We start from the raw sequence: 25044 nt of genomic DNA, 5'->3' as shown, positions 1-25044 counted from the left end.
AAAATATAACAAAAGGAGAATGTTATGGCAGATAAAAAGGCAACACTTCATATTGAAGGTCAAGCGCCTATCGACATGCCGATCATGGATGGAACAATTGGTCCTGAAGTGATTGATGTGCGTACATTAGGAGCCAATGGTTACTTTACCTTTGACCCTGGTTTCCTTGCCACTGCATCTTGTGAGTCTCAAATAACTTATATCGACGGTGATAAAGGTGTTTTATTACACCGCGGTTTCCCTATCGATCAATTAGCCAATAATGCTGATTATTTAGAAGTGTGTTACATCCTTTTAAATGGTCAGGCTCCAAACCGTGAAGAGTACGAAACATTTAAAGATATTGTGACTCGCCATACTATGGTGCATGAGCAAATTTCAAGTTTCTTCCATGGTTTCCGTCGTGATGCTCACCCAATGGCAGTAATGTGTGGTGTGGTTGGTGCACTCGCTGCCTTCTATCACGACTCACTAGATATTAATAATGATGAGCACCGTGAAATTGCGGCATTTAGACTTCTGTCAAAAATGCCAACACTTTCAGCAATGTGTTACAAATACTCAATCGGTCAGCCGTTTATTTATCCACGTAACGACCTGACTTACGCGGAAAATTTCTTACACATGATGTTTGCAAACCCATGTGAAGAATACGAAGTAAACCCTGTTGTTGCTCGTGCTATGGATAAAATCTTTACTCTGCATGCTGATCACGAACAAAATGCTTCAACGTCAACAGTGCGATTAGCGGGCTCATCTGGTGCTAACCCGTTCGCATGTATTGCTGCTGGTATCGCTTCTCTATGGGGGCCTGCTCACGGTGGTGCAAATGAAGCATGTTTACGTATGCTTGAAGAGATTGGATCTCTTGATAACATTGATGAATACGTTGCAAAAGCAAAAGATAAAGAAGACCCATTCCGTCTAATGGGCTTTGGTCATCGTGTTTACAAAAACTACGATCCACGCGCAACGGTAATGCGTGAAGCGTGCCACGAAGTATTGAAAGAGCTAAACATCAAAGATCCTCTGTTAGATGTCGCGATGGAACTAGAGCGAATTGCACTTTCGGATGAGTATTTTGTATCGAAGAAACTGTATCCAAACGTAGATTTCTACTCTGGTATCATCCTAAAAGCGATTGGTATTCCTGTGTCTATGTTTACCGTTATCTTTGCTATGTCTCGTACTGTTGGCTGGATTGCTCACTGGAGTGAAATGCACAGTGACCCAAGCAACCGTATCGGTCGCCCTCGCCAGCTTTACACCGGTGAAGAACTTCGTGAGTTTAAACCTCTTCATGAACGTGAATAATTAATTCTTAAACACTGAAATTAATTAGTCTTATAAACAAAAAAAGGTTGGTGCTAATGCATCAACCTTTTTTATTACGACGCTAAAAAAACGTATTTATATTCATATCATTCTACACTGGATTATCGATATCAATAAATTCAACATCAAAACCGTACTCTTTCGCTAACCATTCACCCAAGGCTTTTACACCGTAGCGCTCAGTCGCGTGATGACCCGCGGCAAAATAATGAATTCCTAATTCTCGAGCTATATAGGTTGTTCTTTCTGAAATTTCACCTGAAATAAATGCATCAATGCCTTGCTGCGCTGCGAGTTCAATATAGTCCTGCCCACCACCTGAACACCAAGCGACTGTTTTTATTTCTTTATCAACATCAGGGGTGATATGTAAAGGGGTTCTATTCAATACTTGTTCTATTCGTAAACTTAATTCTTTACCAGATAATGCAACCTCAAACTCTCCTTTCATTGAAATAGATTGAGGCGTTGGCTCTAGGCCTTCTACATTTACAATCGAAAATAAACGTGCTAATTCAGCATTATTACCAAGTGTTGGGTGAATATCTAAAGGAAGATGATAAGCCAATAAGTTAATATCATTTTTAATTAACGAACGAATACGATTACCTTTCATTCCTTTAATTGACTCACTTTCACCCTTCCAAAAATAACCATGATGAACTAACAATGCATCGGCATTTTTTTCGATTGCAGCATCAATTAATGCTTGTGAAGCGGTTACACCTGTAATTATTTTTTTTACTTCAGGCTTGCCTTCGACTTGTAATCCATTTGGGCAATAATCTTTAATTAACTGAGGGTTAAGTTCTTTATTTAATAGCTGCTCTAACTGAAAATTATTCACTACTACCTACCTGTTTATCTTAAATTCTGACAATAATAAAAAAGCAGCGACATGCGCTGCTTTAAGTACCATTAACCTAATAATGTTAAAAAATTACAAGCCTGCGTCTTTAAATACGTTGCTTACAATTTCTTGAGCTTCTTGCTCAATCAATGCTAAATGCTCTGCACCTTTAAAGCTTTCACAGTAAATCTTATAGATCTCTTCTGTGCCTGATGGACGAGCAGCAAACCAGCCATGTTCAGTTGTCACTTTTAACCCGCCAATCGCAGCACCATTACCTGAAGCATGCGTTAATCGAGCCGTAATTTCATCACCAGCAAGCGTTGTAGCAGAAACCATCTCTGGAGATAATTTGCTTAATACTGCTTTTTGCGCTTTATTTGCTACTGCTTGAATACGGTTGTAACTTGATTCACCGTGTTGAGCTGCAAGTTTATTGTAATATTCTTGTGGGTTCATGCCTGTTACCGCGGTAATTTCAGCAGCAAGTAAACATAAAAGAATACCATCTTTATCTGTTGACCAAGGTGTACCATCAAATCGTAAGAAAGATGCTCCTGCACTCTCTTCTCCACCAAAGCCTAAACTGCCATTGTACAGTCCATCAACAAACCACTTAAAGCCAACTGGAACTTCGCATAAATTACGTCCAAGATCAGCAACGACTTTATCAATAATCGCTGAAGATACTAATGTTTTACCAACAGCAACTTCTGGCTTCCACTCTGGTCGATTACGGTATAAATAATCAATGCATACCGCTAAATAATGATTTGGATTCATTAAGCCTGATGGCGTTACAATACCATGACGATCATAATCAGGATCATTACCAAACGCTAAATCGTAATCATCTTTTAATGATAACAAACCCGCCATTGCATAAGGCGAAGAACAATCCATGCGCACTACACCGTCTTTATCTAACGACATAAACTGGAATGATGGATCAATGGCTTCACTTACGAGTGTTAAGTTCAACTCAAATGCTTGACCAATTTGACGCCAGTATTCAATGCCTGAGCCCCCTAATGGATCTACACCTAATTTTAGATTCGCTTTTTGAATAGCATCAATATTGATAACATTTTTAAGATCATCAATATATGGCTTCACCAAATCCACCTGCTTAACCAGATCAGATTTCATTGCTTCATTGATCGCAATGCGTTTCACACCATTCAACTCATTCGCGATATAAGCATTTGCTTGGTCTTCAATAGCCGTAGTTAACTCGCCTTCAGCTGGGCCACCATGTGTCGGATTATATTTGATCCCACCATCTTGAGGAGGATTATGCGAAGGGGTGATTACAATACCGTCTGCTTTTTTATCAGATTGAATATTATGAGTTAAAATTGCATGAGAGATACCTGGCGTTGGAGTGTAACCATTATCTTCTTGAATAATAACTTCAACACCATTAGCCACAAGCACTTCAATGGTAGAGGTAAATGCTGGCTCAGATAGAGCGTGCGTATCTTTACCTAAAAAAAGCGGCCCTGTTACGCCATTTTCTTTACGTACATCAGCAACAGCCTGAGCAATAGCCCAAATATGATGCTGATTAAAACTTGCTTTATCAGATGTACCGCGGTGACCAGAAGTACCAAATTGCACTTTTTGATCTGGATTAGATGCATTAGGCTCTAGTAAAAAATAATTAGAAACTAATGCTGGGATATTGTGTAAATCTTCTTGCTGAGCTTTTTGCCCAGCGCGAGGATGTATAGCCATTTGACGATTCCTTGTGACAAATTATGACTCAAAAAATTAAATCGCCGCACACACTTTTTCTGTCAAATCATGATGGAAACCCATACGCTCCATCAACAATTCAACCATGTGGCGCTTGCGATTAGTATTGGTGTTTGTGATAACCCAAAATGGAGTGCCGTTAATTTCACGAGGCTTAGTTGTTTTACCACTTGCAATCAATGTGTCTTGATTGTCTGCAAAATAAACTCGAGTTCTTCCCTTAACTTCTGTCGCTTCAGAGAAAGCTTTTGAGTCAATTTTATATAATTCTGAAAGCACCGTTAAGAAACGATCAATTGCTTTATCTAATGCTGAAAATTCATCAGAGATTAATAAGGTACGTACCGCTTTAACGCGATCTACTGATGTCTCTTTACCTGCATCTTTACTGACTACAATGCCTTTTTTCTGAACTTCAACAGGTGTTGATACAGAAATAACAGAGTCTAAAGGAGATGATTGCATTAAGAGGCGACGTAAAATATCAGAGGCACTTTCACCGATGTGTTGAGTTTGGCTCGCAATAAAGCGGTATAGTTCTTCGTCTACTTCAATTGTCTTCATTATATGGTTCGTATTCTATAATCTATTTATGAAGGCACGATTATACATTGTATAATCGTGATACTCTACGACAAACCTATCACAAAAAAGAAAAATGAAGCAGCTTAACTATAAAGAACAAGGAAATGGGGATCCTTTGATCCTAATACATGGCTTATTTGGTAACTTAGATAACCTTGGTTTACTTGCTCGACAGCTCGAAAATCAATATCGAGTGATCAGCATTGATCTTCGTAATCATGGACTTTCTTTCCACTCAGAAGATCACTCTTACCCTTTGCTTGCATCTGATGTTATCCAATTACTCGCTCATTTATCAATCTCATCAGCTCATATTATTGGTCATTCTATGGGCGGAAAAGTAGCAATGGCTATAGCAGATCAAAAACCAGATCTAATTAAGTCGCTAATTGTATTAGATATGGCTCCTATCTCTTACCCTGAACGAAAACACGATGCTGTATTTGCTGGGTTACACCAAGTTATTCAATCGCCACCTAAAACGAGAAAAGAAGCCGATGCACTACTTGCTACTTCCATTATAGAGCCAGGTGTTCGTCAATTTTTAAGTAAATCGTTATATAAAAGAGACGAGTTTCTATCTCTTCGTTTTAATGTTGCTGCTTTATTGGAAAACTATCATCATATAATTGGTTGGAATAACATCACTCCATTCACAGGCAATGTCCTATTTGTAAAAGGAGAGAATTCTGACTACATTCTCCCCGAGCACCAAAATAACATAATGGCACAATTTCCAAATGCTAAGGCCCATATAGTAAGCGGTACCGGTCATTGGTTACATGCAGAAAAACCAGAAACCATTTACCGAATCATAAATCGATTTATTGAAAAAGTTGGTAAAAGATAATCCATACCAACCAAAGCAAAGCTATGGTATAGTTTTGCCAAATTATTCGATCAGATTTCGATCGCTAACCTAGAATAAAGGTGATTCATGCTATATGAACATTTTGATCTCATTGAGTCTATTGGTTTAGATTTACTGTTTGCCTCAATATTTTTTTTTATTGGTATGGCTATCAAAGATGTTCTTAAACAAGCAAATGTCCCTCCTTTTGGCCGAAAAATTGTTTGGCTTGTTCTCTTTTTAGGGTGCGCAGGTTTTGTTGCGAAAGGAATTATTCAGCTAAGCTGGGAAGGCACAGGCCTTAGTTAAGTACTGATTTAATAACATCTCTTTTTAATTAATACAGACAAATACAGGTATTTATTATATGGCAAGTGTAGGACTCTTCTTTGGTAGCGATACAGGCAACACTGAAGCTATTGGCAAGATGATTCAAAAACAGCTTGGTAAAAAGCTAGTTCATGTTCAAGATATTGCAAAAAGTAGTAAAGAAGATATTGATAATTTCGATCTTCTTCTTTTAGGTATCCCTACATGGTACTACGGTGAAGCTCAGTGTGATTGGGATGATTTCTTCCCTGAACTAGAAGGTATTGATTTTTCGACTAAGCTGGTAGCCATCTTTGGCTGTGGTGATCAAGAAGATTACGCTGAATACTTCTGTGATGCGATGGGTAATATCCGTGATATCGTAGAAGCAAAAGGCGGTACTATCATCGGTTACTGGCCAACAGAAGGTTATGAATTTGAAGCATCAAAAGCACTTGTTGATGAAAATAACTTCGTAGGCTTATGCATTGATGAAGATCGCCAACCAGAGTTGACTGAAGCACGTGTAACTGCATGGGTAAATCAAATCCATGAAGAAATGTGTCTTGCTGAACTAGAAGACTAATATCCTAGTTCTTATAATGCTCTCTACTTATCTCTTAAAATAGATAGAGAGCATTATCTAAATTGTGGTTTTTTTCTCACATATAACGTTCTATTCACTCTTGCTACCACCTTTCCTTTTTTATCATATATATACACCTCAAATTGTGGAAAATGCTTCTCCCCCTCTTTTGTTGCTTGTTTTATTTCTGCTAACTGCCCATCAGATATCACAAAATGTGCGTATAAGTCGGTGGTTCCTGGTGAAATAAAATCAATCTCTGACTGTTTATCCCATACAAAATACTCTTCTCTTAGAATCCCCATTAACATGAATGAAAACACAGGATCGGTCATCGAAAAAATGCTACCTCCATATTGAGTTCTATTCGCATTTCTATTCCAAAATCGGTCTTTCAAAATAACACTAACCTCTTGAAAGTTTGATGAAATATTTGCGATTGAGATCCCAGCGCCCCAAAATGGTGGCCAAATATTAAGTGCCCTTCTAACAATTTTTGGGGTAAAGTACTTATACATATTGATCAATCCTTAATTCTGGTCGGACCTCATCATAATTTATTCATTAACAAAAGATCAACATCTATTTTTTTGTAAGAGATCGTACAGATAAGGTATCAACTGGATTGAATGTTCCCTATAATTAAGTTATTAAAACTGCACAAAAAATCGATGCAGAATGTCAATACAGGAAAAGTCGATGTCAGATAACAACCAAGCACTAAAAAAAGCCGGTTTAAAAGTCACTCTACCGCGCCTTAAAATTTTAGAAGTGCTACAACAACCAGATTGCCAACACATTAGTGCAGAAGATTTATATAAAAAATTAATCGATATTGGTGAAGAGATTGGTCTTGCTACCGTATACCGCGTATTAAACCAATTCGATGACGCAGGTATTGTTACTCGTCACCACTTCGAAGGCGGTAAATCCGTTTTTGAACTAGCAACTCAGCACCATCATGACCACCTAGTTTGCCTAGATTGCGGTAAAGTAATCGAATTCTCTGATGAAATGATTGAAGAACGTCAAAAAGAGATCGCAAAAAAATACAATGTTCGATTAACTAATCACAGTTTATATCTATACGGCCACTGCATTACTGGTGATTGTATTGATAATGATGACGCTCATAACGGTTAATACCGTAAATTTTAGTCATAAAAAAACCAGCATTTCTGCTGGTTTTTTATTATCAATTAATCACTTAGTCAGGATTAACCTTCCCAAGTATCACGTAAACCTACTGTACGGTTGAATACAAGAGCTTCTGGCTTAGAATCTTTGTTATCAATACAGAAATAGCCTGTACGCTCAAACTGATAACCAGCCTCTGCTTCTGCCGTTGCTAAGCTCGGTTCAACAAAACCGTTCATTACAACTAATGATTCAGGATTAATACTCTCTGAAAAATCTTCTAGCGCTGCAGGGTTTGGTACATTAAACAGACGATCATACAAACGAATTTCTGCTGGTAACGCTTTATCTGCTGATACCCAGTGAATCACCCCTTTAACCTTACGGCCGTCAGCTGGATTCTTACCTAGCGTTTCATCATCGTAGCTACAGAAGATCGTCGTCACATTACCCGCTTCATCTTTTTCAATACGATTCGCTTGAATAACATAAGCACCACGTAGACGAACTTCTTTACCAAGAACTAAACGCTTGTACTTTTTATTCGCTTCTTCACGGAAGTCATCTTGTTCAATGTATACTTCACGTGTAAATGGAACATCACGCTTGCCCATTTCAGGTTTGTTAGGATGATTAGCAATACTAAGCGTCTCAACTTTACCTTCTTCGTAGTTTTCAATTACGATTTTAACAGGCTCAAGTACCGCCATTGCACGAGGTGCGTTCTCATTTAAATCATCACGAATACACGATTCTAATGAACCAAACTCGATCATATTCTCTTGCTTAGTTACACCAATTCGCTTACAGAACTCACGAATAGAAGCAGCAGTAAAGCCACGACGGCGTAAACCAGAAACCGTAGGCATACGAGGGTCATCCCAACCATTAACCAATTTCTCAGTTACCAGCTCGTTTAGCTTACGCTTAGACATGATCGTATATTCTAGGTTTAGGCGACTAAACTCATACTGACGAGGCTGACAGTCAATCGTAATATTTTCCAATACCCAATCGTATAAACGACGGTTATCTTGGAATTCTAACGTACAGATTGAATGGGTAATGCCTTCAAGCGCATCCGAAATACAATGTGTAAAATCGTACATTGGGTAGATACACCACTTATCACCCGTTTGATGATGAGAAGCGAAACGAATACGATAAATAACAGGATCACGCATTACGATAAATGAAGAAGCCATATCGATTTTTGCACGAAGACAAATCGTACCTTCTTTAAATTTACCATCACGCATTTGTTCAAATAACGCAAGGTTATCTTCTACACTACGGTCACGGTATGGACTGTTTTTACCTGGCTCTTTTAACGTACCGCGGTATTCACGAATTTGATCTGATGTTAGCTCATCAACATAAGCCAAACCTTTTTCAATAAGTTCTACAGCGTAATCGTATAATTTATCAAAATAATTTGAAGAATAGTGAATATCACCACTCCAATCAAAGCCTAACCATTTTACGTCGTTCTTAATAGACTCAACGTACTCAATATCTTCTTTTTCAGGGTTAGTGTCATCAAATCGTAGATTACACTGTCCCTGGTAATCTTGTGCAATACCAAAATTCAAACAGATAGATTTTGCGTGTCCGATATGCAGATAGCCATTTGGCTCTGGCGGGAAACGAGTATGGACACTGGAATGTTTACCTGACTTTAAGTCTTCATCAATGATTTGACGGATAAAGTTGGTAGGACGAGTTTCAGTTTCACTCATCTAAAGCACCTCATTGGTATTAGTATTGTTAGAAAGAACAGATTGTTCATATCTCCCTATGATCCACAATTATGCGCCAATACTCAATATATAGAATCAAATAGTTTCTTTATTTCCATAAAAAAAGCCGCTCTAAGGAGAGCGGCTTGTCTATTTTGAGCTAATTACTCAATAATTATGGTAATGCAACTGCTGTTAGGTCTTCAGAAGCTGGGATTTTTTTCATTTCGCCAGCTACGATTTCAGCAAGAGGACCAAGGATAACTTGAACGTTGTTTGAACCAAGTTTAACCACACCCATTGCACCTAGAGCTTTAAGTTGCTTCTCGCTAATTACGCTAGTGTCTTTAAGAGTTAGACGTAAACGAGTGATACAAGCATCGATGTTTTCTAGGTTTTCGTGACCACCTAGAGCTTTAAGGTATTGTTTCGCTAGTTCACCAGTTTCTTTTGAACCACGAACTGAGCTTTCTTCTTCATCGTCATCTTCACGGCCTGGAGTCTTAAGATTAAACTTAACGATTACAGCGCGGAATACGAAGTAGTAAACTGCAAAGAATACGATACCTTGGATAATTAGCATGTACCAATTAACAGCTAGAGGGTTACGAGTAGAAAGAACCATATCTACTAGACCTGCAGAGAAACCGAAACCTGCAATCCACTGCATAGATGCCGCGATGAATACTGAGATACCTGTTAATGCTGCGTGAAGTACGTAAAGCCCTGGAGCTAGGAACATGAATGAGAACTCTAGTGGCTCTGTAACACCCGTAAAGAATGATGCGAAACCAGCAGCAATCATAATACCTGCTACTTTTTCTTTGTTCTCAATTTTAGCTGTATGGTAAATAGCTAATGCTGCACCTGGTAGACCAAACATCATGATTGGGAAGAAACCAGCTTGGTACATACCTGTAACACCTACAGTTGCTGTACCTTCAGCGATAGACTTAGCGCCACCTAGGAAGTTAGGGATATCGTTAATACCAGCAACATCGAACCAGAACACTGAGTTAAGTGCATGGTGAAGACCAACTGGAATTAGTAGACGGTTGAAGAATGCATAGATACCAGCACCAACAGAACCCATACCTTGAATTGATTCACCGAAATGTACTAGGCCACCGTAAATTGAAGGCCAAATGTACATAAGAATAAATGCAATTAAGATACCTGCAAAAGAAGTAAGGATAGGTACAAGACGTTTACCAGAGAAGAATGCAAGTGCTTTATGCAGTTCTACCGTAGAGAAACGGTTGTAGATCTCAGCAGATACGATACCAACTAGGATACCTACAAACTGGTTATTGATTTTGCTAAATGCAGCAGGAACTGCAGAAGGATCAATACCCTGAATTTGAGCTACTGCTCCTGGTGAAAGAAGAGTAGTAACAACTAGGAAACCAACAAAGCCAGAAAGTGCTGCTGCACCGTCTTTATCTTTAGACATACCATAAGCAACACCGACTGCGAACAGTACAGACATGTTGTCGATGATAGCCGCACCAGCTTTAATTAAAAACGCTGCTAGTGCACTGTTGCCACCCCAAGCTACCGGGTCAATCCAGTAACCAATACCCATTAAAATTGCTGCTGCAGGTAATGTAGCAACTGGTACCATCAGTGCTTTACCTACTTTTTGAAAATATCCTAAAATATTCACCTTTAGTTTCCCCCTATAAGGATTTTAGATTTTTTTTGAACAGCGCTGTTTGTTTACTATAAACTTATTTCGCTACTCGTTATAAACAGGGTCAGTGTAAGGGATTAATTTCGCTCCGCAAATTAAAAGCAAGCTAATTGTGATCACTATCACCTGTGGAGGGAATATTTAGGGGTTTTTGCTAGCGAGATCATAAAACTTATTTTATCATTCAAAAGAATAAAACATTAGGAATAAAATTTGGCAAATTAAACGCCAAACTTTGTCATTACTGAACGTAACATTTAGGTAACTTGAGTGTGCCGCTCAGTAAGCAGTTCTATTTTCACTTGCTTAAAAATTTCAACGAAAAAAGTTATTATTTTTTTCGTACTATAAATTATAACCAAAGGATTCAGCTATGTATGCGCTAACAAACTGTAAAGTTTATACTGGTAACGACGTTCTTGTTGACCACTCTGTTATTATCAATGGAACAGAGATCGAAGCCGTTTGTCCAACCACAGAATTGCCTGAAGGTATCGAATTAAAAGATCTTGATGGTGCAATTTTAAGCCCTGGATTTATTGACCTTCAGCTTAATGGCTGCGGCGGTGTAATGCTGAATGATCAAATCACAGCCGAAACCATGCAAATCATGCACGAAGCAAACTTAAAATCAGGTTGTACAAGCTTCCTGCCAACATTAATCACATCCTCTGATGAAGATATGCGCGCATCAATAGAAGCCGCTCGCGAATACCACAACAAATACCAAAACCAATCACTAGGTCTACACCTTGAAGGTCCATACCTAAACGTGATGAAAAAAGGCATTCATAGCGTTGATCATATTCGTCATTCAGACACAGACATGATTCAATTAATGTGTGATAACGCTGATTTAATCGCTAAAGTAACACTGGCACCAGAGCAAAACGACCCTGAGCATATTGAGCGTCTTCATAAAGCAGGTATCGTTGTTTCAATAGGCCACACTAATGCAACTTATGCAGAAGCTCGCCAAGGGTTTGAATCAGGCATCACATTTGCTACACACTTATTTAATGCGATGACACCAATGGTTGGTCGTGAACCTGGTGTTGTCGGCGCTATCTATGATACGCCAGAAGTTTATGCTGGGATCATCGCTGATGGCTTCCATGTTGACTATGCAAACATCCGTATTGCACACAAAATAAAGAAAGAAAAGCTAGTATTAGTGACCGATGCCACAGCTCCTGCAGGTGCTGACATGGAATACTTTATTTTTGTTGGTAAGAAAGTATATTACAAGGATGGTAAATGTGTTGATGAAAATGGCACATTAGGCGGCTCAGCTCTGACTATGATTGAAGCAGTTCAGAATACAGTTGAGCACGTTGGAATCGCTTTAGATGAAGCTTTACGTATGGCAACGTTATACCCAGCTCAAGCAATTGGTGTGGATAATAAACTTGGCCGAATCAAAAAGAACATGGTTGCTAACCTTGCTATCTTTGATCGTGACTTCAATGTAAAAGCGACTGTTGTTAACGGACAATACGAGCAAAGTTAATATGACTGACGGACAAATTGGTAATGTAGATCTTGTAAAACAATTAAACAGTGCGGCTGTTTATCGTTTAATCGACCAAAAAGGCCCGATTTCTCGAATTCAAATCGCTGATGTTAGCCAGCTTGCTCCGGCAAGTGTTACCAAAATAACCCGTCAATTATTAGAGCGCGGCTTAATTAAAGAAGTCGCGCAACAAGCATCAACCGGTGGTCGAAGAGCTATCTCTTTGACTACCGAAACAGACCCTTTCCATTCAATTGCTGTACGTTTAGGGCGAGACTATATTCAGTTGAGCCTTTTTGACCTTTCAACAAAAGAATTGGCCTCTGAATATCACGAGTTTCATTACTCTCATCAACAAGAATTACTTGATGGTTTAAATCAATTACTCCAACACTTTATTACACGTAATCAAGACACGATTAAACAATTAATCGCTATTGGTATTACGCTACCAGGTTTAGTTAATCCAGAAACCGGTGTTGTAGAATACATGCCTAATACCGACATTGATAAATTGGCATTAGCTGATTTCATTAAAGAAACATTTAAAACTCAATGTTTCGTTGGTAATGATGTTCGTGGACTTGCTCTTGCTGAGCATTATTTTGGCGCATCACGCGATTGCTATGATTCTATTTTAGTCAGTGTTCACAGAGGTACTGGTGCTGGGATCATTGTAAATGGTAAAGTTTTTCTTGGTCATAACCGTAATGTCGGTGAAATTGGCCACATTCAAATAGATCCAATTGGTGATAAATGCCAGTGTGGCAATTTCGGCTGCTTAGAGACTGTTGCTGCAAACCCAGCTATTATTTCTCGAGTTAATAGCTTATTAAAGCAAGGTTATCCTTCTAGCCTTTCGCAAATTGAAAAAATCACCATGTCTGATATTTGTCATGCCGCAAATCATGGCGATGAGCTAGCAACACAAACGTTACTACGTGTTGGTAATCAACTTGGTAAAGCCATCGCGATGACCATCAACTTGTTTAATCCACAGAAAATCATTATTTCAGGTGCGATCACTCAGGCTGACAAAATCGTATTTGCTGCAATTCATAACTGTATTAAGAATCAATCACTAACTGCATTCCACAAAGATTTGCCAATTGTGGCTTCAGAGCTTCATAACCAACCAACAATTGGTGCTTTTTCTATGGTGAAACGAGCAATGCTAAATGGTGTATTGTTACAAAAATTACTTGATGAATAATCACGACTGACTTTTCACGTGTTATCATTCTAAGGGTTGCGAATAGCGACCCTTTTTTTTGAATACCACTAGGAAAATAAGTATATGGAGTTACTTTTTATCATTGCAGCTTTTGTAATGGGTTTTATTGCACTAAAAATTAATTTACCCCCTCTTGTTGGTTTTTTATTAGCTGGCTTTGGTTTGCATGCTCTTGGCTTCCAATCTAATGATGCACTTTCAACTTTTGCAGATCTCGGCGTTACGCTTTTACTTTTTTCTATTGGATTAAAATTAGATATAAAAACCTTACTTGCTAAAGAAATCTGGTTAGGTGCAACGCTTCATAATGTTTTTTCTACCCTCTTTTTCACTTTTGCATTATTAGGCCTTAAACTTCTTGGCATCACAATGCTTGCTGATATAGGCACTGCACAGTTGGTTCTTTTTGGTTTTGCTCTCTCTTTCTCAAGCACTGTTTTTGCGGTCAAAGCGCTTCAAGAAAAAGGGGAGATGAATGCCACATATGGCACACTGGCCATTGGTATTCTGGTCATGCAAGATATCTTTGCGGTTGTATTTTTAACTGCATCAACAGGAAAAATCCCAGAGATAACTGCATTAGCTCTATTTGCCCTGCCACTACTTCGCCCTCTATTTTTCAAATTATTAGATTGGGCAGGTCACGGCGAAATGTTGGTTCTTTATGGTATTTTCTTAGCGCTTGTTGCTGGTGCAGGAACCTTTGAACTTGTTGGCATGAAGCCTGATCTAGGAGCACTTATTTTAGGCATGTTACTGGCGGGACACTCGAAAGCCTCTGAGTTATCTAAATCTCTCTTTAATTTAAAAGAAATTTTACTTATCTGTTTCTTCCTAAATATCGGCTTATCTGCTGCCCCTACTATTTCAGGTTTAGGATTAGCGCTGATTTTGATCTTGCTACTTCCAGTTAAAGGACTTCTGTATTTTATTATCATCAATAAGTTCAAATTTAGGGTACGGACCTCACTTCTCGCTTCTCTTACATTATTTAATTACAGTGAGTTTGGACTTATCGTGGGTGGCCTTGCCTTTAAAATGGGATGGTTACCTGGAGATACATTAGTGGCCATTGCCATTGCTGTATCCATTTCATTCATTATCTCAGCACCGTTAAATAACTTTGGTCATTCTATTTATCAACGATCTCGTCATTGGCTAAAAGAACATACCGCTGAACGATTAAATCCGATGGATAAATTAATTAACCCAGGACGAGCTCAAATTTTGATTTTAGGGATGGGCCGTATCGGTAGTGGAGCTTATGATGAGCTCAAAGAGAAGTATGGCGACATTATTTTAGGTATTGAACTTCGTGAAGAATCAGCAAGACATCACCAGAGCTTAGGTCGAAATGTTATTTCTGGCGATGCAACCGACCCAGATTTTTGGGAACGCATCCTTTCAACATCTCACGTAAAGTTAGTGCTGTTAGCAATGCCAAATCATCAAGGTAATCAATTTGCTTTAGAGCAATTACAATCACGTAATTACCAAGGTCAAACGGCAGCTATTGCAGCTTATAATGACCAAATAGATGGTTTAATTGAACAAGGTGTTGATGCTGCATTTAACATTTACCATGAAGCTGGTAGTGGTTTTGCTCGACATGTAAGTGAACAATTAAACCCACAATTTAATCAACAAAAAGAATATATGAAATCCTAATTTCTTGATAGTAACTTACTCATTGCTCAGGATCAGATTAGAGTTACGTTAAACTTTAATCTGATTTTTTTATAAACATCCCCCTCTCCTTCATTATTTTGTTTAAAAAGCCAACTTCAATTAACGATCCAACACCAAAATAGTAAAAATATTAAATATTATTTAATTAGGTTATCTATTTGTGATTTTATTTGTATTTCTGGGTTGCTTTTTTTAGTGATAATGGCAAATTGTAGACAAGACAATAATTTACTATAAAAATTAAGAAGAGATAGAGGGAACTTATGTGCTCGATTTTTGGAATTCTAGATATTAAAAGTGATCCAACCCCGTTGCGAACTGCAGCACTTGAAATGTCAAAAAAACTACGTCATCGCGGCCCTGACTGGTCAGGTATTTATTCATCAGATAAAGCAATTTTAGCACATGAGCGTCTTGCTATTGTTGGCTTAAATAGCGGAGCTCAACCACTTTACAGCGAAGATAAAAAACACATTTTAGCTGTTAATGGTGAGATCTATAACCATAAAGAATTACGCGAAAAGTATGCCGACGATTACGCCTTCCAAACAGACTCTGATTGTGAAGTTATCCTAGCACTATACCGTGAAAAAGGTGCCGATCTTTTAGAAGACTTAAACGGTATTTTTGCCTTTATTCTTTATGATGAAGAAAAAGATGAATATTTAATTGGCCGTGACCATATAGGTATCATTCCTATGTATCATGGGCATGATGAACATGGGAACTATTATGTGGCATCAGAAATGAAAGCCTTAGTTCCTGTCTGTAAATCAATTAGTGAATTCCCTCCTGGTCACTTCTACTCTTCAAAAGATGCTGAACCTACACGTTATTATGTACGTGATTGGATGGATTATGATGCGGTTAAAGATAACCCAACAAGCAAAGAAGACCTTAAACAAGCTCTAGAGGATGCCGTTAAGCGCCAATTAATGACTGACGTTCCTTATGGTGTTCTTTTATCTGGTGGTTTGGATTCATCTATTACTTCAGCTGTTGCGAAAAAATTTGCAGCGATGCGTATTGAAGATAACGAGAAATCTGAAGCTTGGTGGCCACAATTGCATTCCTTTGCCGTTGGTCTAGAAGGCGCTCCTGATTTAAAAGCAGCTCGTGAGGTTGCTGATAAATTAGGGACAGTACACCATGAAATGACATATACAATCCAAGAAGGTTTAGATGCGATTCGTGATGTTATTTATCATATCGAAACTTACGATGTAACCACTATCCGAGCTTCAACACCTATGTTCCTTATGGGTCGAAAAATTAAAGCCATGGGTATTAAAATGGTACTTTCTGGTGAAGGGGCTGATGAAATCTTTGGTGGTTACTTATATTTCCATAAGGCACCCAACAAAAAAGAATTTCACGAAGAAACGGTTCGTAAACTGCTTGCTTTAAATATGTTTGATTGTGCTCGTGCAAACAAATCTCTTGCAGCTTGGGGCGTAGAAGGTCGTGTGCCTTTCTTAGATAAAGAATTTATTGATATCGCTATGCGCTTAAACCCACAAGATAAAATGTGTGGTAATGGTAAAATGGAAAAACACATTCTTCGTGAATGTTTTGAAGATTATCTTCCTGAGTCGATTGCTTGGAGACAAAAAGAGCAGTTCTCTGATGGCGTGGGTTACAGCTGGATTGATACATTACGTGAAACTGCTGAAGCCAAGGTCACCGATCAGCAAATGGAATCAGCTAAATTCCGCTTCCCTTATAATACGCCAACTACAAAAGAAGGTTATGCGTATCGCGAGATATTTGAAGAGCTATTTCCTCTGGAAGATGCCGCAAAATGTGTCCCTGGAGGCCCATCAGTAGCTTGCTCATCAGCAAAAGCAATTGAATGGGATGAGTCATTCCAAAATTGTGTTGACCCATCAGGTCGTGCAGTGCAAGCCGTTCATAATGAAGCTTATAGCTAATCCTTACATCTGAACTAAAAAAAGCGCCTTTATAAATGGGCGCTTTTTAAATTAAAAATCCATATTTGTATTATCTACTTTAATCTCAACTTTCTTATTAATTAACGTAATCAATAAGATAGAACGTTTCTCTCCATCAGGTTCTTTATATATAGCGTCAGCCCCCATAAAAGGACCATCACAAATACCTACCGATTGCCCAACTTTGGGTAATTCATCAACCGTTATATTCTTTGGTTTTTCAGCACTTTTAAGTGAATAGATAAGATCGCCTTGTAGAACTTTAGGCTTAGCACCAAACCGAATAAAATCACTCACACCTCGTGTCGAACGAACGGTTGTAAATGAGGGTCCTTGCTCAAAATCAAATCGAACAAACATATAACAAGGAAATAGAGGCTCTATAATAAGCTTTTTCTTTCCTCTTACTATTTTTTCTACTTCTATTTCAGGGTAATAGCACTCCACCTGTTGATTTTCAAGATGTTGCTTTGCTCTCTGTTGCTCTCCACGCTTGCAGTAGAGTAAATACCATTCTTTCATTGTCTTTATACCTAGCCAACCTGCTGTAAAGCATATCACGCAACTCAGTTCAAAAAAATATATAGCGAGTACATCGCAGCTAAAACCTTCGTTTGAAATGTTAAATACAAAAAAAACCGCCAAAGAAGTTTAAAAAACCAAAATAAACAAAAATATAAACACATTAAACCAAATTAAACCACCAGATTAGAATTAGATCTCTAAATGAACTTAAAACCCAGCACCCAAAGATGTAACAGAATATTTTTGTTTCTAAATATTTCAATGAGTTAATATGTTAAGTAAATCACATAAATTTGTACAATGTTGCAGTCGTAACCATCGAAGCGTATAAATTTAACTATATAAGAAGAATAAAATTTCATTATAAAAAGAGAGCACTATGCCAAACAACAAATTAATCATGGGACACCCTAAAGGATTGTTCTTACTTTTTGGAACCGAGTTATGGGAGCGATTCTCTTATTATGCAATGAGAGCCATTCTAGTTCTGTATTTAACAGATAGAACAATTAACGGTGGTTTAGGCTGGACAGTTAAAGACGCATTAAGCCTTTATGGTACCTATACTGCATTAATGTATATCACACCCCTTATTGGTGGCTGGTTAGCTGATAACCACCTAGGTCAACGTAAATCATTGCTGATTGGTGGATTTTTAATGGTCATTGGCCAATTCACCCTTGCATTACCACACGATATTCTTCCATTTTCAGTTGAATCTTTATTCTATACAGGCTTAGCTTTCTTAATTGCGGGTAATGGCTTATTTAAACCGAATGTATCAACTATGGTTGGTGATTTATATGAAAATGGAGATAACCGTCGTGATGGCGCGTTTACCATTTTTTATATGGGCATTAACTTAGGCTCATTACTTGCTGGTGTTGTATCAGGTTCGGTTACAGGCTTATGGGGTTGGAAAGCTGGCTTTGCTGCTGCTGGTATCGGTATGATTATAAGCTTAATCATCCAATCTCTATTTGCTCAACGTTTTTTAGGTGATATTGGTGTTCGTCCTGCTGCTCACATTGCAAAAGAAAAAGCCGAAGCAAAAGGAGCGTCTCCAACCGCATTAAGTAAAATCGAAATCGATCGCTTAAAAGTAATCATGGTAATGGGGTTATTTGTTATTGTGTTTTGGGCAGGCTTTGAACAAGCTGGTGGCCTAATGAATATATATTCTCAACAATATACAGATAGAATGATTGGTTCTTTTGAAGTGCCTGCGGCATGGTTTCAATCACTTAATCCATTTTTCATCATCACATTTGCTCCCCTTATTGCTATCTTATGGGTTAAATTAGGCCCTAAAGAACCAAGCTCACCAATTAAGTTTGCTTTAGCGTTATTTTTTCTAGCTATTGGTTTTCTTTGTATGGTCGGAGCGGTTATGGAGCAAGGTGGCGATCTGACAATTAAAACATCTATGTATTGGTTAGTCGGTGCTTACTTCTTCCATACTCTAGGTGAACTATGCTTATCTCCAATTGGTTTATCATTGGTCACTAAACTTGCACCATTACGTTTAGCGTCACTAATGATGGGAACATGGTTTGGTTTTAATGCTATTTCTAACTATATTGCTGGTGTTGTCGGCTCGCATGTTGAAAGCCTTGGAGCATTAGATATCTTCGCTGGTATCGCTATTGCTTCTGCTATTTCAGGTGTATTACTGCTAATAATCTCAGGAACACTTATTCGCTGGATGCATGGTGCTGAAAAAGCACACTGATACCAATTTTGCTATAAACAAGAACGATCAAGTATTTGTATAGATTGGTATAATTACTTATTACATTAAAAATAAAGGCGACCTTAAATTAATAAGGTCGCCTTTTTACTTTATTCTTACAGTATGATTCGATTTCGATTCTTCTCTACTAATTTATCGCCTATCCCTTTTACCTTCGATAAATCATCTACCGTAACAAACTTTCCATTTGATTTTCTATAATCAACAATAGCTTGAGCTTTTGAATCTCCAATGCCTATTAATAGCGTTTTAAGCTCCTCTGCTTCAGCCTCGTTGATATTAATGACGACATCTATCCCTTCATGCTTACCTGAGTCTTTGACTTCAGCAAGGGCAGCTCCGCTTGAAAATAAAATAATAGCGAGAAAGAAAGAATTGATTAAAGAGATTATACGTTTCATTTGCATTCCTTTTTATTGATTAAATGATCGATATCAGATACTTCAGAAATTCGACTTCCATCTGTCATCACAAAAAGAATAAATAATATGAATAGTAAATCCCATTAAAGGGTTGCAAAAACACGACGGGCCCCATTAAGGGACCCGTCTGTTTTATTTATCAATTACAAATAAATTGATTACTGCTCTAATAATGGATAGCTGATATCAGAGTTAGCTTTTAAGGTATCTAATGTTGCCGTTAAATCTTGCTGAGTTTGAGTTCTTAGTAAACGTGTCGCTACTTGCTCAATCATCGCATCATTACCCAACTCTAATACACCATCCAAAGCAACAATGACATGATTACCTTGACGATCCATGACTTGCGCATAGGTTGATGTGCCTTGCTCAGGTTTCTGCAAACGATATACATCATTTGCTAATTCATCCGCTCGAGTGATCATTCTTGCTTCAGTGAAATTTAATTCATTATCAGCTAAGTAATTTGTTTCACCTTTATTAAGAGCAGCAATCACACCTTGAGCAAGCTCTAATGCTTTTTGTTCACCTTTTGATTGTGATAAACGAGCTACAACGTTTTGTTTCACATCTTCTAAAGGCAAGACGGCTTCATCACGAACGTCCTCAACTCGAACAACAATAATATGTTCAGGTGCAATTTCAATCACATCAGAATTCAGACCATCTTCTTTCACTTCAGCACTGTAAATTGCTTGCAAAACCGCTTGGCTTGCTAACGCTTCTGGTGCATCTACCTGAGAAAAGAAATCAGTTGTTATAATTTTCGCATTTACCGCTTCAGCAGCATCATCTAAAGAATCCGGTGATTCAAATGCCTTCTCTGCTAGCTCTGTTTGTAAGCTATAGAATGCATCTGCGGCATGCTCATCAACAAGGAAAGCTTTGATTTCAGCACTTACTTCTGCCAGAGGTTTTGTTGTTGGTTTTTCAACACCATTCAATTGAATAATGTGATAACCAAATGCAGATTTAACCACGCCAGAGTGATCACCAACATTAACTAATTGGAAAGCGGCATCTTCAAATTCAGGATCGATAACACCACGCTCAATCCAACCTAAAGAACCACCTTCTTTTGCTGTCGGGATATCTTGAGATGCATCTTTAGCAACAGCCGCAAAATCTTCACCCGCATCTAAACGAGCAAGAACCGCTTTAGCATCTGCTTCATCACCGTTAATTAGAATGTGGCTAACTTCACGTTTCTCTTGCGTAGAATACTTATCTTGATTTGCTTGATAATACTCTTTGACTTCATCATCAGAAATTGGAGCTTGGTCTTTTAGTGACGCCCCAGATAATTCAATGTAAGCAATTTTAACTTGCTCTGGTCGAACAAATTGTTGTTTATTAGCATTATAAAATTCTTTAACTTCTTCTTCTGATACCGCTGCTTTTTCAGCAAATTCAGTCGTATTCAAAGTAATCGTTCTGATTTCACGTTGTTGAGTTTCTAATGCATTTTGCGCATTAACTTCACTTGGCAACGTAAACTCTGTTGACTCTAAAGCTAAAATTAGTTGATTACGAACTAAGTCTTGGCGCAAATATTCTGCAAAACTATCAGAGCTAAAACCTGCACGACGAAGTGCTATGTTGTAAATCTCTTCATCAAACTTGCCGTCTTTTTGAAATTGAGGCATTGATAGGATCGCTTGACGAATTTGTTCATCACTAACACGTAAACCTAGATCTTGAGCTTGGTTATCGAGTAATGCATCATTAACCATACGGTCTAATACTGATTTACGGAATTGTTCAACATAAGCAGGATCACCTAGCAGAGTTGAGAAGTAGTCACCCAACTGTGATTGCATACGGTTACGCTCATTTTGATAAACTTGTTCAAACTCGTTTCGAGTAATTTCTCGTTCACCAACCTTCGCTGCTATTGGTTGACTGCCACCGACTAAATAACTACCTACACCTGCAAATACAAATGAGAAAATAATTAGACCGAGAATGATCTTAACTGCAAGGCCTGTTGAACCTTCGCGAATTCGATCCATCATAATATGTCTTAACTCCTAATCACTGAGCGGAATACTCTATTCCTAAGAAAGTGTTTCAATTTCTATTGATAGTGAAAATAAAAAATAGTTCAACAAAAGAAAAATTTAACAATAAAAAAGCGCATCATTGGATGCGCCTATGACTCAATCTCTAGTCTACTAGCGTTACGCTAGCTTGTGTAGAGTTTTATCTTTATTTCGATTAGTTACACGCATCTTTCAGTGCTTTACCCGCTTTAAATGCAGGTACTTTTGCAGCAGAAATCTCAATTGCTTCGCCAGTTTTAGGGTTACGGCCTGTACGCGCTGCACGCTCACGAACAAGAAACGAACCAAAGCCAACAAGCGTTACTTGCTCGCCACTTTTTAGTGTCTCTGTTACTGTTTCAACTAAAGCGTCTAAAGCGCGACCAGCCGCAGCTTTTGAGATGTCAGCATTATCAGCAATTTGATCTACTAATTGAGATTTATTCACGGTATTCCCCTTTAAATTATTCATTCAATGATTAATGAACGAGTCCATATTTAGATATTTGATGAGTGAATTAATCTTCACACAATTAGGCTTAACTTAGCGATATCAATATAAGCTGACAAGTCATTTCGGCTCGTCAGCCCTGTTATATCAACGTTTTTTGCTGCACATCACTATTTAGATGCTTCAACACTAAAACCTTGAGGATCATTTTTAAGCGCCAAGGTTAATACTTCATCAATCCACTTAACTGGATGCACAGAAAGATCAGCAATTACATTTGCTGGAATTTCTTCTAAATCACGTGCATTATCCTTTGGAATAATGACAGTTTTAATACCACCACGATGTGCTGCAAGCAATTTCTCTTTCAAGCCACCAATAGGCAGTACTTCACCACGTAGGGTAATTTCACCTGTCATTGCAACATCAGAACGAACCGGGTTACCTGTTAAGCTTGAAACGAGAGCAGTACACATGCCAATACCAGCACTTGGACCATCTTTTGGTGTAGCACCTTCAGGCACATGAACATGGATATCACGTTTCTCGTAGAAATCAGGATTAATACCTAGTTTTTCAGCACGAGTACGAACTACTGTCATTGCTGCTTGAATAGACTCTTTCATTACATCGCCAAGTGAACCTGTGTAAGTTAACTTGCCTTTGCCAATCATAGATTCTGCTTCAATTGTCAGTAAATCACCGCCAACTTCAGTCCATGCTAAACCAACGACTTGACCAATACGATCTTCATCATCGGCTTTACCATAATCACAACGTTGAACACCTAAGAAATCTTTTAAATTTTCCTGATTAATCGTTACTTTCTTAATCGTTTTATCTAATAAGATTTGTTTTACCGCTTTACGGCACAATTTAGAGATTTCACGTTCTAAACTACGCACACCAGCTTCACGTGTGTAATAACGGATAATGCCCATTATTGCTGAATCGTCAATTTCAATTTCATTTGCTTTTAAGCCATTACGCTTAATTTGCTTATTCAATAGATGACTTTTCGCAATATTCAATTTCTCGTCTTCTGTATAACCAGACAGGCGAATTACTTCCATACGATCCAATAATGGGCCTGGAATATTCATTGAGTTAGAGGTTGCAACAAACATGACATCAGATAAATCGTAATCCACTTCTAAGTAGTGGTCACTGAATGCGCTGTTTTGCTCCGGATCAAGCACTTCTAATAAAGCAGAAGCAGGATCACCACGCATATCAGATGACATCTTATCGATTTCATCCAATAGGAAAAGTGGGTTCTTGACTTCAACTTTAGATAATTTTTGGATTAGTTTACCTGGTAATGAACCAATGTAAGTACGACGGTGACCACGAATTTCGGCTTCATCACGAACACCACCTAAAGCCATACGTGTATATTTACGACCCGTCGCTTTAGCAATAGATTGACCAAGTGACGTTTTACCAACACCAGGAGGACCAACTAAACATAAGATTGGACCTTTAAGTTTCGTTACTCGGCTTTGTACTGCTAAATATTCAAGAATCCGTTCTTTAACACGCTCTAAACCATAATGGTCTGCGTTTAAGATTTCTTCTGCTTTCGCTAAATCTTTTTTCACTTTTGAACGTTTAAACCAAGGCACGCCAACCATACAATCGATGTAGCTACGAACCACGGTTGCTTCAGCAGACATTGGAGACATCATCTTCAACTTTTGAAGCTCTTGTTCTGCTTTTTCTTGAGCTTCTTTTGGCATTTTGGCATCTACAATTTTTTGTTGTAGAGCTTCAAATTCATCAGGAGCATCATCCAAATCACCAAGTTCTTTTTGAATTGCTTTCATTTGCTCATTCAAATAGTACTCGCGTTGGCTTTTTTCCATCTGCTTTTTAACACGACCACGGATACGTTTTTCGATTTGTAATAAATCGATTTCCGATTCCATCATGCTCATTAAAAACTCTAAACGCGCGATAACATCAGTAAGCTCTAACACTTCCTGCTTATCAACCAATTTTAGAGGCATATGAGCGGCAATCGTATCTGCAAGACGCGCTGCATCTTCAATCCCATTAAGTGAAGTTAATACTTCAGGTGGGATTTTTTTGTTTAATTTGATAAAACCTTCAAATTGATTAATTGCAGAGCGCATAATCACTTCTTGCTCGGCATCATCAATAATTGGAGTCAGCAAAAACTCAGCATCTGCTGTAAAGAAATCAGCCTCTAAAAACTGATGAATTTTTGCACGTTGTTGACCTTCAACTAATACTTTAACTGTGCCATCAGGCAATTTTAATAATTGTAAAATTGTCGCAATTGTACCAACACCGTGTAAATCATCTAATTGTGGCTCTTCTTTAGCTGCTTCTTTTTGTGCCACAAGTAGGACTTGTTTATTCTGCTCCATTGCCGCTTCTAGACAACGAATCGATTTTTCACGGCCCACAAACAGTGGAATTACCATATGCGGATACACCACTACATCACGTAATGGTAGAACTGGTATCTCAATGCGCTCGGAACGCTCCAGGTTCATATTCTTCTCTCTTTCCGTCAGTATCTATAGAAATAATATGGGGGCAAGTCGCTAAGAATCAACATTATTTTCAATTAAAAATAAAAAAGGAGGCCAATG

At 38.2% G+C, this 25044-nt stretch carries 21 protein-coding genes; 10 read left to right on the top strand and 11 right to left on the bottom strand.

Annotated elements, in window-relative coordinates; translation table 11 throughout:
* Positions 1-24 precede the first annotated feature (24 nt).
* Positions 25-1314 (top strand): citrate synthase, encoded by a 1290-nt coding sequence (locus tag PVK63_RS00300; protein ID WP_130043121.1) that lies wholly within the window; start codon positions 25-27, stop codon positions 1312-1314.
* A gap of 112 nt (positions 1315-1426) precedes the next feature.
* On the opposite strand, the gene PVK63_RS00295 is transcribed toward PVK63_RS00300, so the two are convergent.
* The 3 genes from PVK63_RS00295 to seqA all read right to left on the bottom strand — a co-directional run bounded on the left by PVK63_RS00295 (position 1427) and on the right by seqA (position 4507).
* Positions 1427-2182, bottom strand: a complete 756-nt coding sequence (locus tag PVK63_RS00295; RefSeq protein WP_130043120.1) for a Nif3-like dinuclear metal center hexameric protein — start codon at positions 2180-2182, stop codon at positions 1427-1429.
* 93 nt (positions 2183-2275) lie between these two features.
* Entirely contained in the window at positions 2276-3922 is a 1647-nt protein-coding gene (pgm, locus tag PVK63_RS00290; protein ID WP_130043119.1) for a phosphoglucomutase (alpha-D-glucose-1,6-bisphosphate-dependent), read from the bottom strand.
* Between the two features lie 36 nt (positions 3923-3958).
* Positions 3959-4507, bottom strand: a complete 549-nt coding sequence (gene seqA / locus PVK63_RS00285) for a replication initiation negative regulator SeqA (RefSeq protein WP_130043118.1) — start codon at positions 4505-4507, stop codon at positions 3959-3961.
* A 94-nt stretch (positions 4508-4601) separates the two neighbouring features.
* On the opposite strand from seqA, the gene PVK63_RS00280 reads away from it, so the two are divergent.
* From PVK63_RS00280 to fldA, 3 genes are all read left to right on the top strand, one after another.
* Entirely contained in the window at positions 4602-5378 is a 777-nt protein-coding gene (locus PVK63_RS00280; RefSeq protein WP_130048071.1) for an alpha/beta fold hydrolase, read from the top strand.
* A gap of 87 nt (positions 5379-5465) precedes the next feature.
* Positions 5466-5687: a DUF2788 domain-containing protein gene (locus PVK63_RS00275; protein ID WP_130048072.1), complete on the top strand. Its 222-nt coding sequence runs from the start codon at positions 5466-5468 to the stop codon at positions 5685-5687.
* Between the two features lie 58 nt (positions 5688-5745).
* Complete coding sequence (fldA, locus tag PVK63_RS00270; protein ID WP_130043115.1) at positions 5746-6273, top strand: flavodoxin FldA; 528 nt, start codon at positions 5746-5748, stop codon at positions 6271-6273.
* Positions 6274-6326: 53 nt separating this feature from the next.
* Here the strand turns inward: fldA and PVK63_RS00265 are convergent, their stop codons facing one another.
* A complete protein-coding gene (locus PVK63_RS00265; protein WP_130048073.1) occupies positions 6327-6791 on the bottom strand; it encodes a hotdog fold domain-containing protein in 465 nt (154 codons plus the stop codon).
* Positions 6792-6972: 181 nt separating this feature from the next.
* Here PVK63_RS00265 and fcrX point away from each other — a divergent pair, with 181 nt between their 5' ends.
* A complete protein-coding gene (gene fcrX, locus PVK63_RS00260) occupies positions 6973-7416 on the top strand; it encodes a ferric iron uptake transcriptional regulator FcrX (protein WP_060990432.1) in 444 nt (147 codons plus the stop codon).
* A gap of 74 nt (positions 7417-7490) precedes the next feature.
* Here fcrX and glnS read toward each other — a convergent pair whose 3' ends face one another.
* Positions 7491-9149, bottom strand: coding sequence for a glutamine--tRNA ligase (gene glnS, locus PVK63_RS00255; RefSeq protein ID WP_130048074.1), 1659 nt, complete (start codon positions 9147-9149; stop codon positions 7491-7493).
* A gap of 175 nt (positions 9150-9324) precedes the next feature.
* Positions 9325-10815 (bottom strand): N-acetylglucosamine-specific PTS transporter subunit IIBC, encoded by a 1491-nt coding sequence (gene nagE, locus PVK63_RS00250; protein ID WP_130043112.1) that lies wholly within the window; start codon positions 10813-10815, stop codon positions 9325-9327.
* 400 nt (positions 10816-11215) lie between these two features.
* Between nagE and nagA the strand changes: the two genes are divergently transcribed.
* The 4 genes from nagA to asnB all read left to right on the top strand — a co-directional run bounded on the left by nagA (position 11216) and on the right by asnB (position 17209).
* Positions 11216-12352, top strand: a complete 1137-nt coding sequence (gene nagA / locus PVK63_RS00245; protein ID WP_130048075.1) for an N-acetylglucosamine-6-phosphate deacetylase — start codon at positions 11216-11218, stop codon at positions 12350-12352.
* Between the two features lies 1 nt (position 12353).
* On the top strand, positions 12354-13568 hold the full coding sequence (nagC, locus tag PVK63_RS00240; RefSeq protein ID WP_130048076.1) for a DNA-binding transcriptional regulator NagC: 1215 nt from the start codon (positions 12354-12356) through the stop codon (positions 13566-13568).
* An 84-nt stretch (positions 13569-13652) separates the two neighbouring features.
* Entirely contained in the window at positions 13653-15257 is a 1605-nt protein-coding gene (locus PVK63_RS00235) for a cation:proton antiporter family protein (RefSeq protein WP_130043109.1), read from the top strand.
* Between the two features lie 284 nt (positions 15258-15541).
* Positions 15542-17209, top strand: coding sequence for an asparagine synthase B (asnB, locus tag PVK63_RS00230; protein WP_130043108.1), 1668 nt, complete (start codon positions 15542-15544; stop codon positions 17207-17209).
* Between the two features lie 51 nt (positions 17210-17260).
* Here the strand turns inward: asnB and rfaH are convergent, their stop codons facing one another.
* Entirely contained in the window at positions 17261-17752 is a 492-nt protein-coding gene (rfaH, locus tag PVK63_RS00225; protein WP_130048078.1) for a transcription/translation regulatory transformer protein RfaH, read from the bottom strand.
* 382 nt (positions 17753-18134) lie between these two features.
* Between rfaH and PVK63_RS00220 the strand changes: the two genes are divergently transcribed.
* Positions 18135-19487 carry a peptide MFS transporter gene (locus PVK63_RS00220; protein WP_130048079.1) on the top strand — a complete coding sequence of 451 codons (1353 nt, stop codon included), beginning with the start codon at positions 18135-18137 and terminating at the stop codon, positions 19485-19487.
* Positions 19488-19603: 116 nt separating this feature from the next.
* Here PVK63_RS00220 and PVK63_RS00215 read toward each other — a convergent pair whose 3' ends face one another.
* From PVK63_RS00215 to lon, 4 genes are all read right to left on the bottom strand, one after another.
* The gene (locus tag PVK63_RS00215; protein ID WP_130043105.1) at positions 19604-19909 is read right to left on the bottom strand and encodes a ComEA family DNA-binding protein; all 306 of its coding nucleotides are present in this window, start codon (positions 19907-19909) and stop codon (positions 19604-19606) included.
* A gap of 179 nt (positions 19910-20088) precedes the next feature.
* Positions 20089-21945: a peptidylprolyl isomerase gene (ppiD, locus tag PVK63_RS00210; RefSeq protein WP_130086607.1), complete on the bottom strand. Its 1857-nt coding sequence runs from the start codon at positions 21943-21945 to the stop codon at positions 20089-20091.
* Between the two features lie 202 nt (positions 21946-22147).
* The gene (locus tag PVK63_RS00205; protein WP_165366788.1) at positions 22148-22420 is read right to left on the bottom strand and encodes an HU family DNA-binding protein; all 273 of its coding nucleotides are present in this window, start codon (positions 22418-22420) and stop codon (positions 22148-22150) included.
* A gap of 173 nt (positions 22421-22593) precedes the next feature.
* On the bottom strand, positions 22594-24945 hold the full coding sequence (gene lon / locus PVK63_RS00200) for an endopeptidase La (RefSeq protein ID WP_130048081.1): 2352 nt from the start codon (positions 24943-24945) through the stop codon (positions 22594-22596).
* Positions 24946-25044 lie beyond the last annotated feature (99 nt).

It is taken from the genome of Aliivibrio sp. S2TY2 (genome assembly GCF_028765525.1).
GTDB lineage: Bacteria > Pseudomonadota > Gammaproteobacteria > Enterobacterales > Vibrionaceae > Aliivibrio > Aliivibrio finisterrensis_A.
The sequence above is the reverse complement of the archived record's forward strand: the minus strand, read 5'-3'. Positions and strand labels throughout refer to the sequence as shown.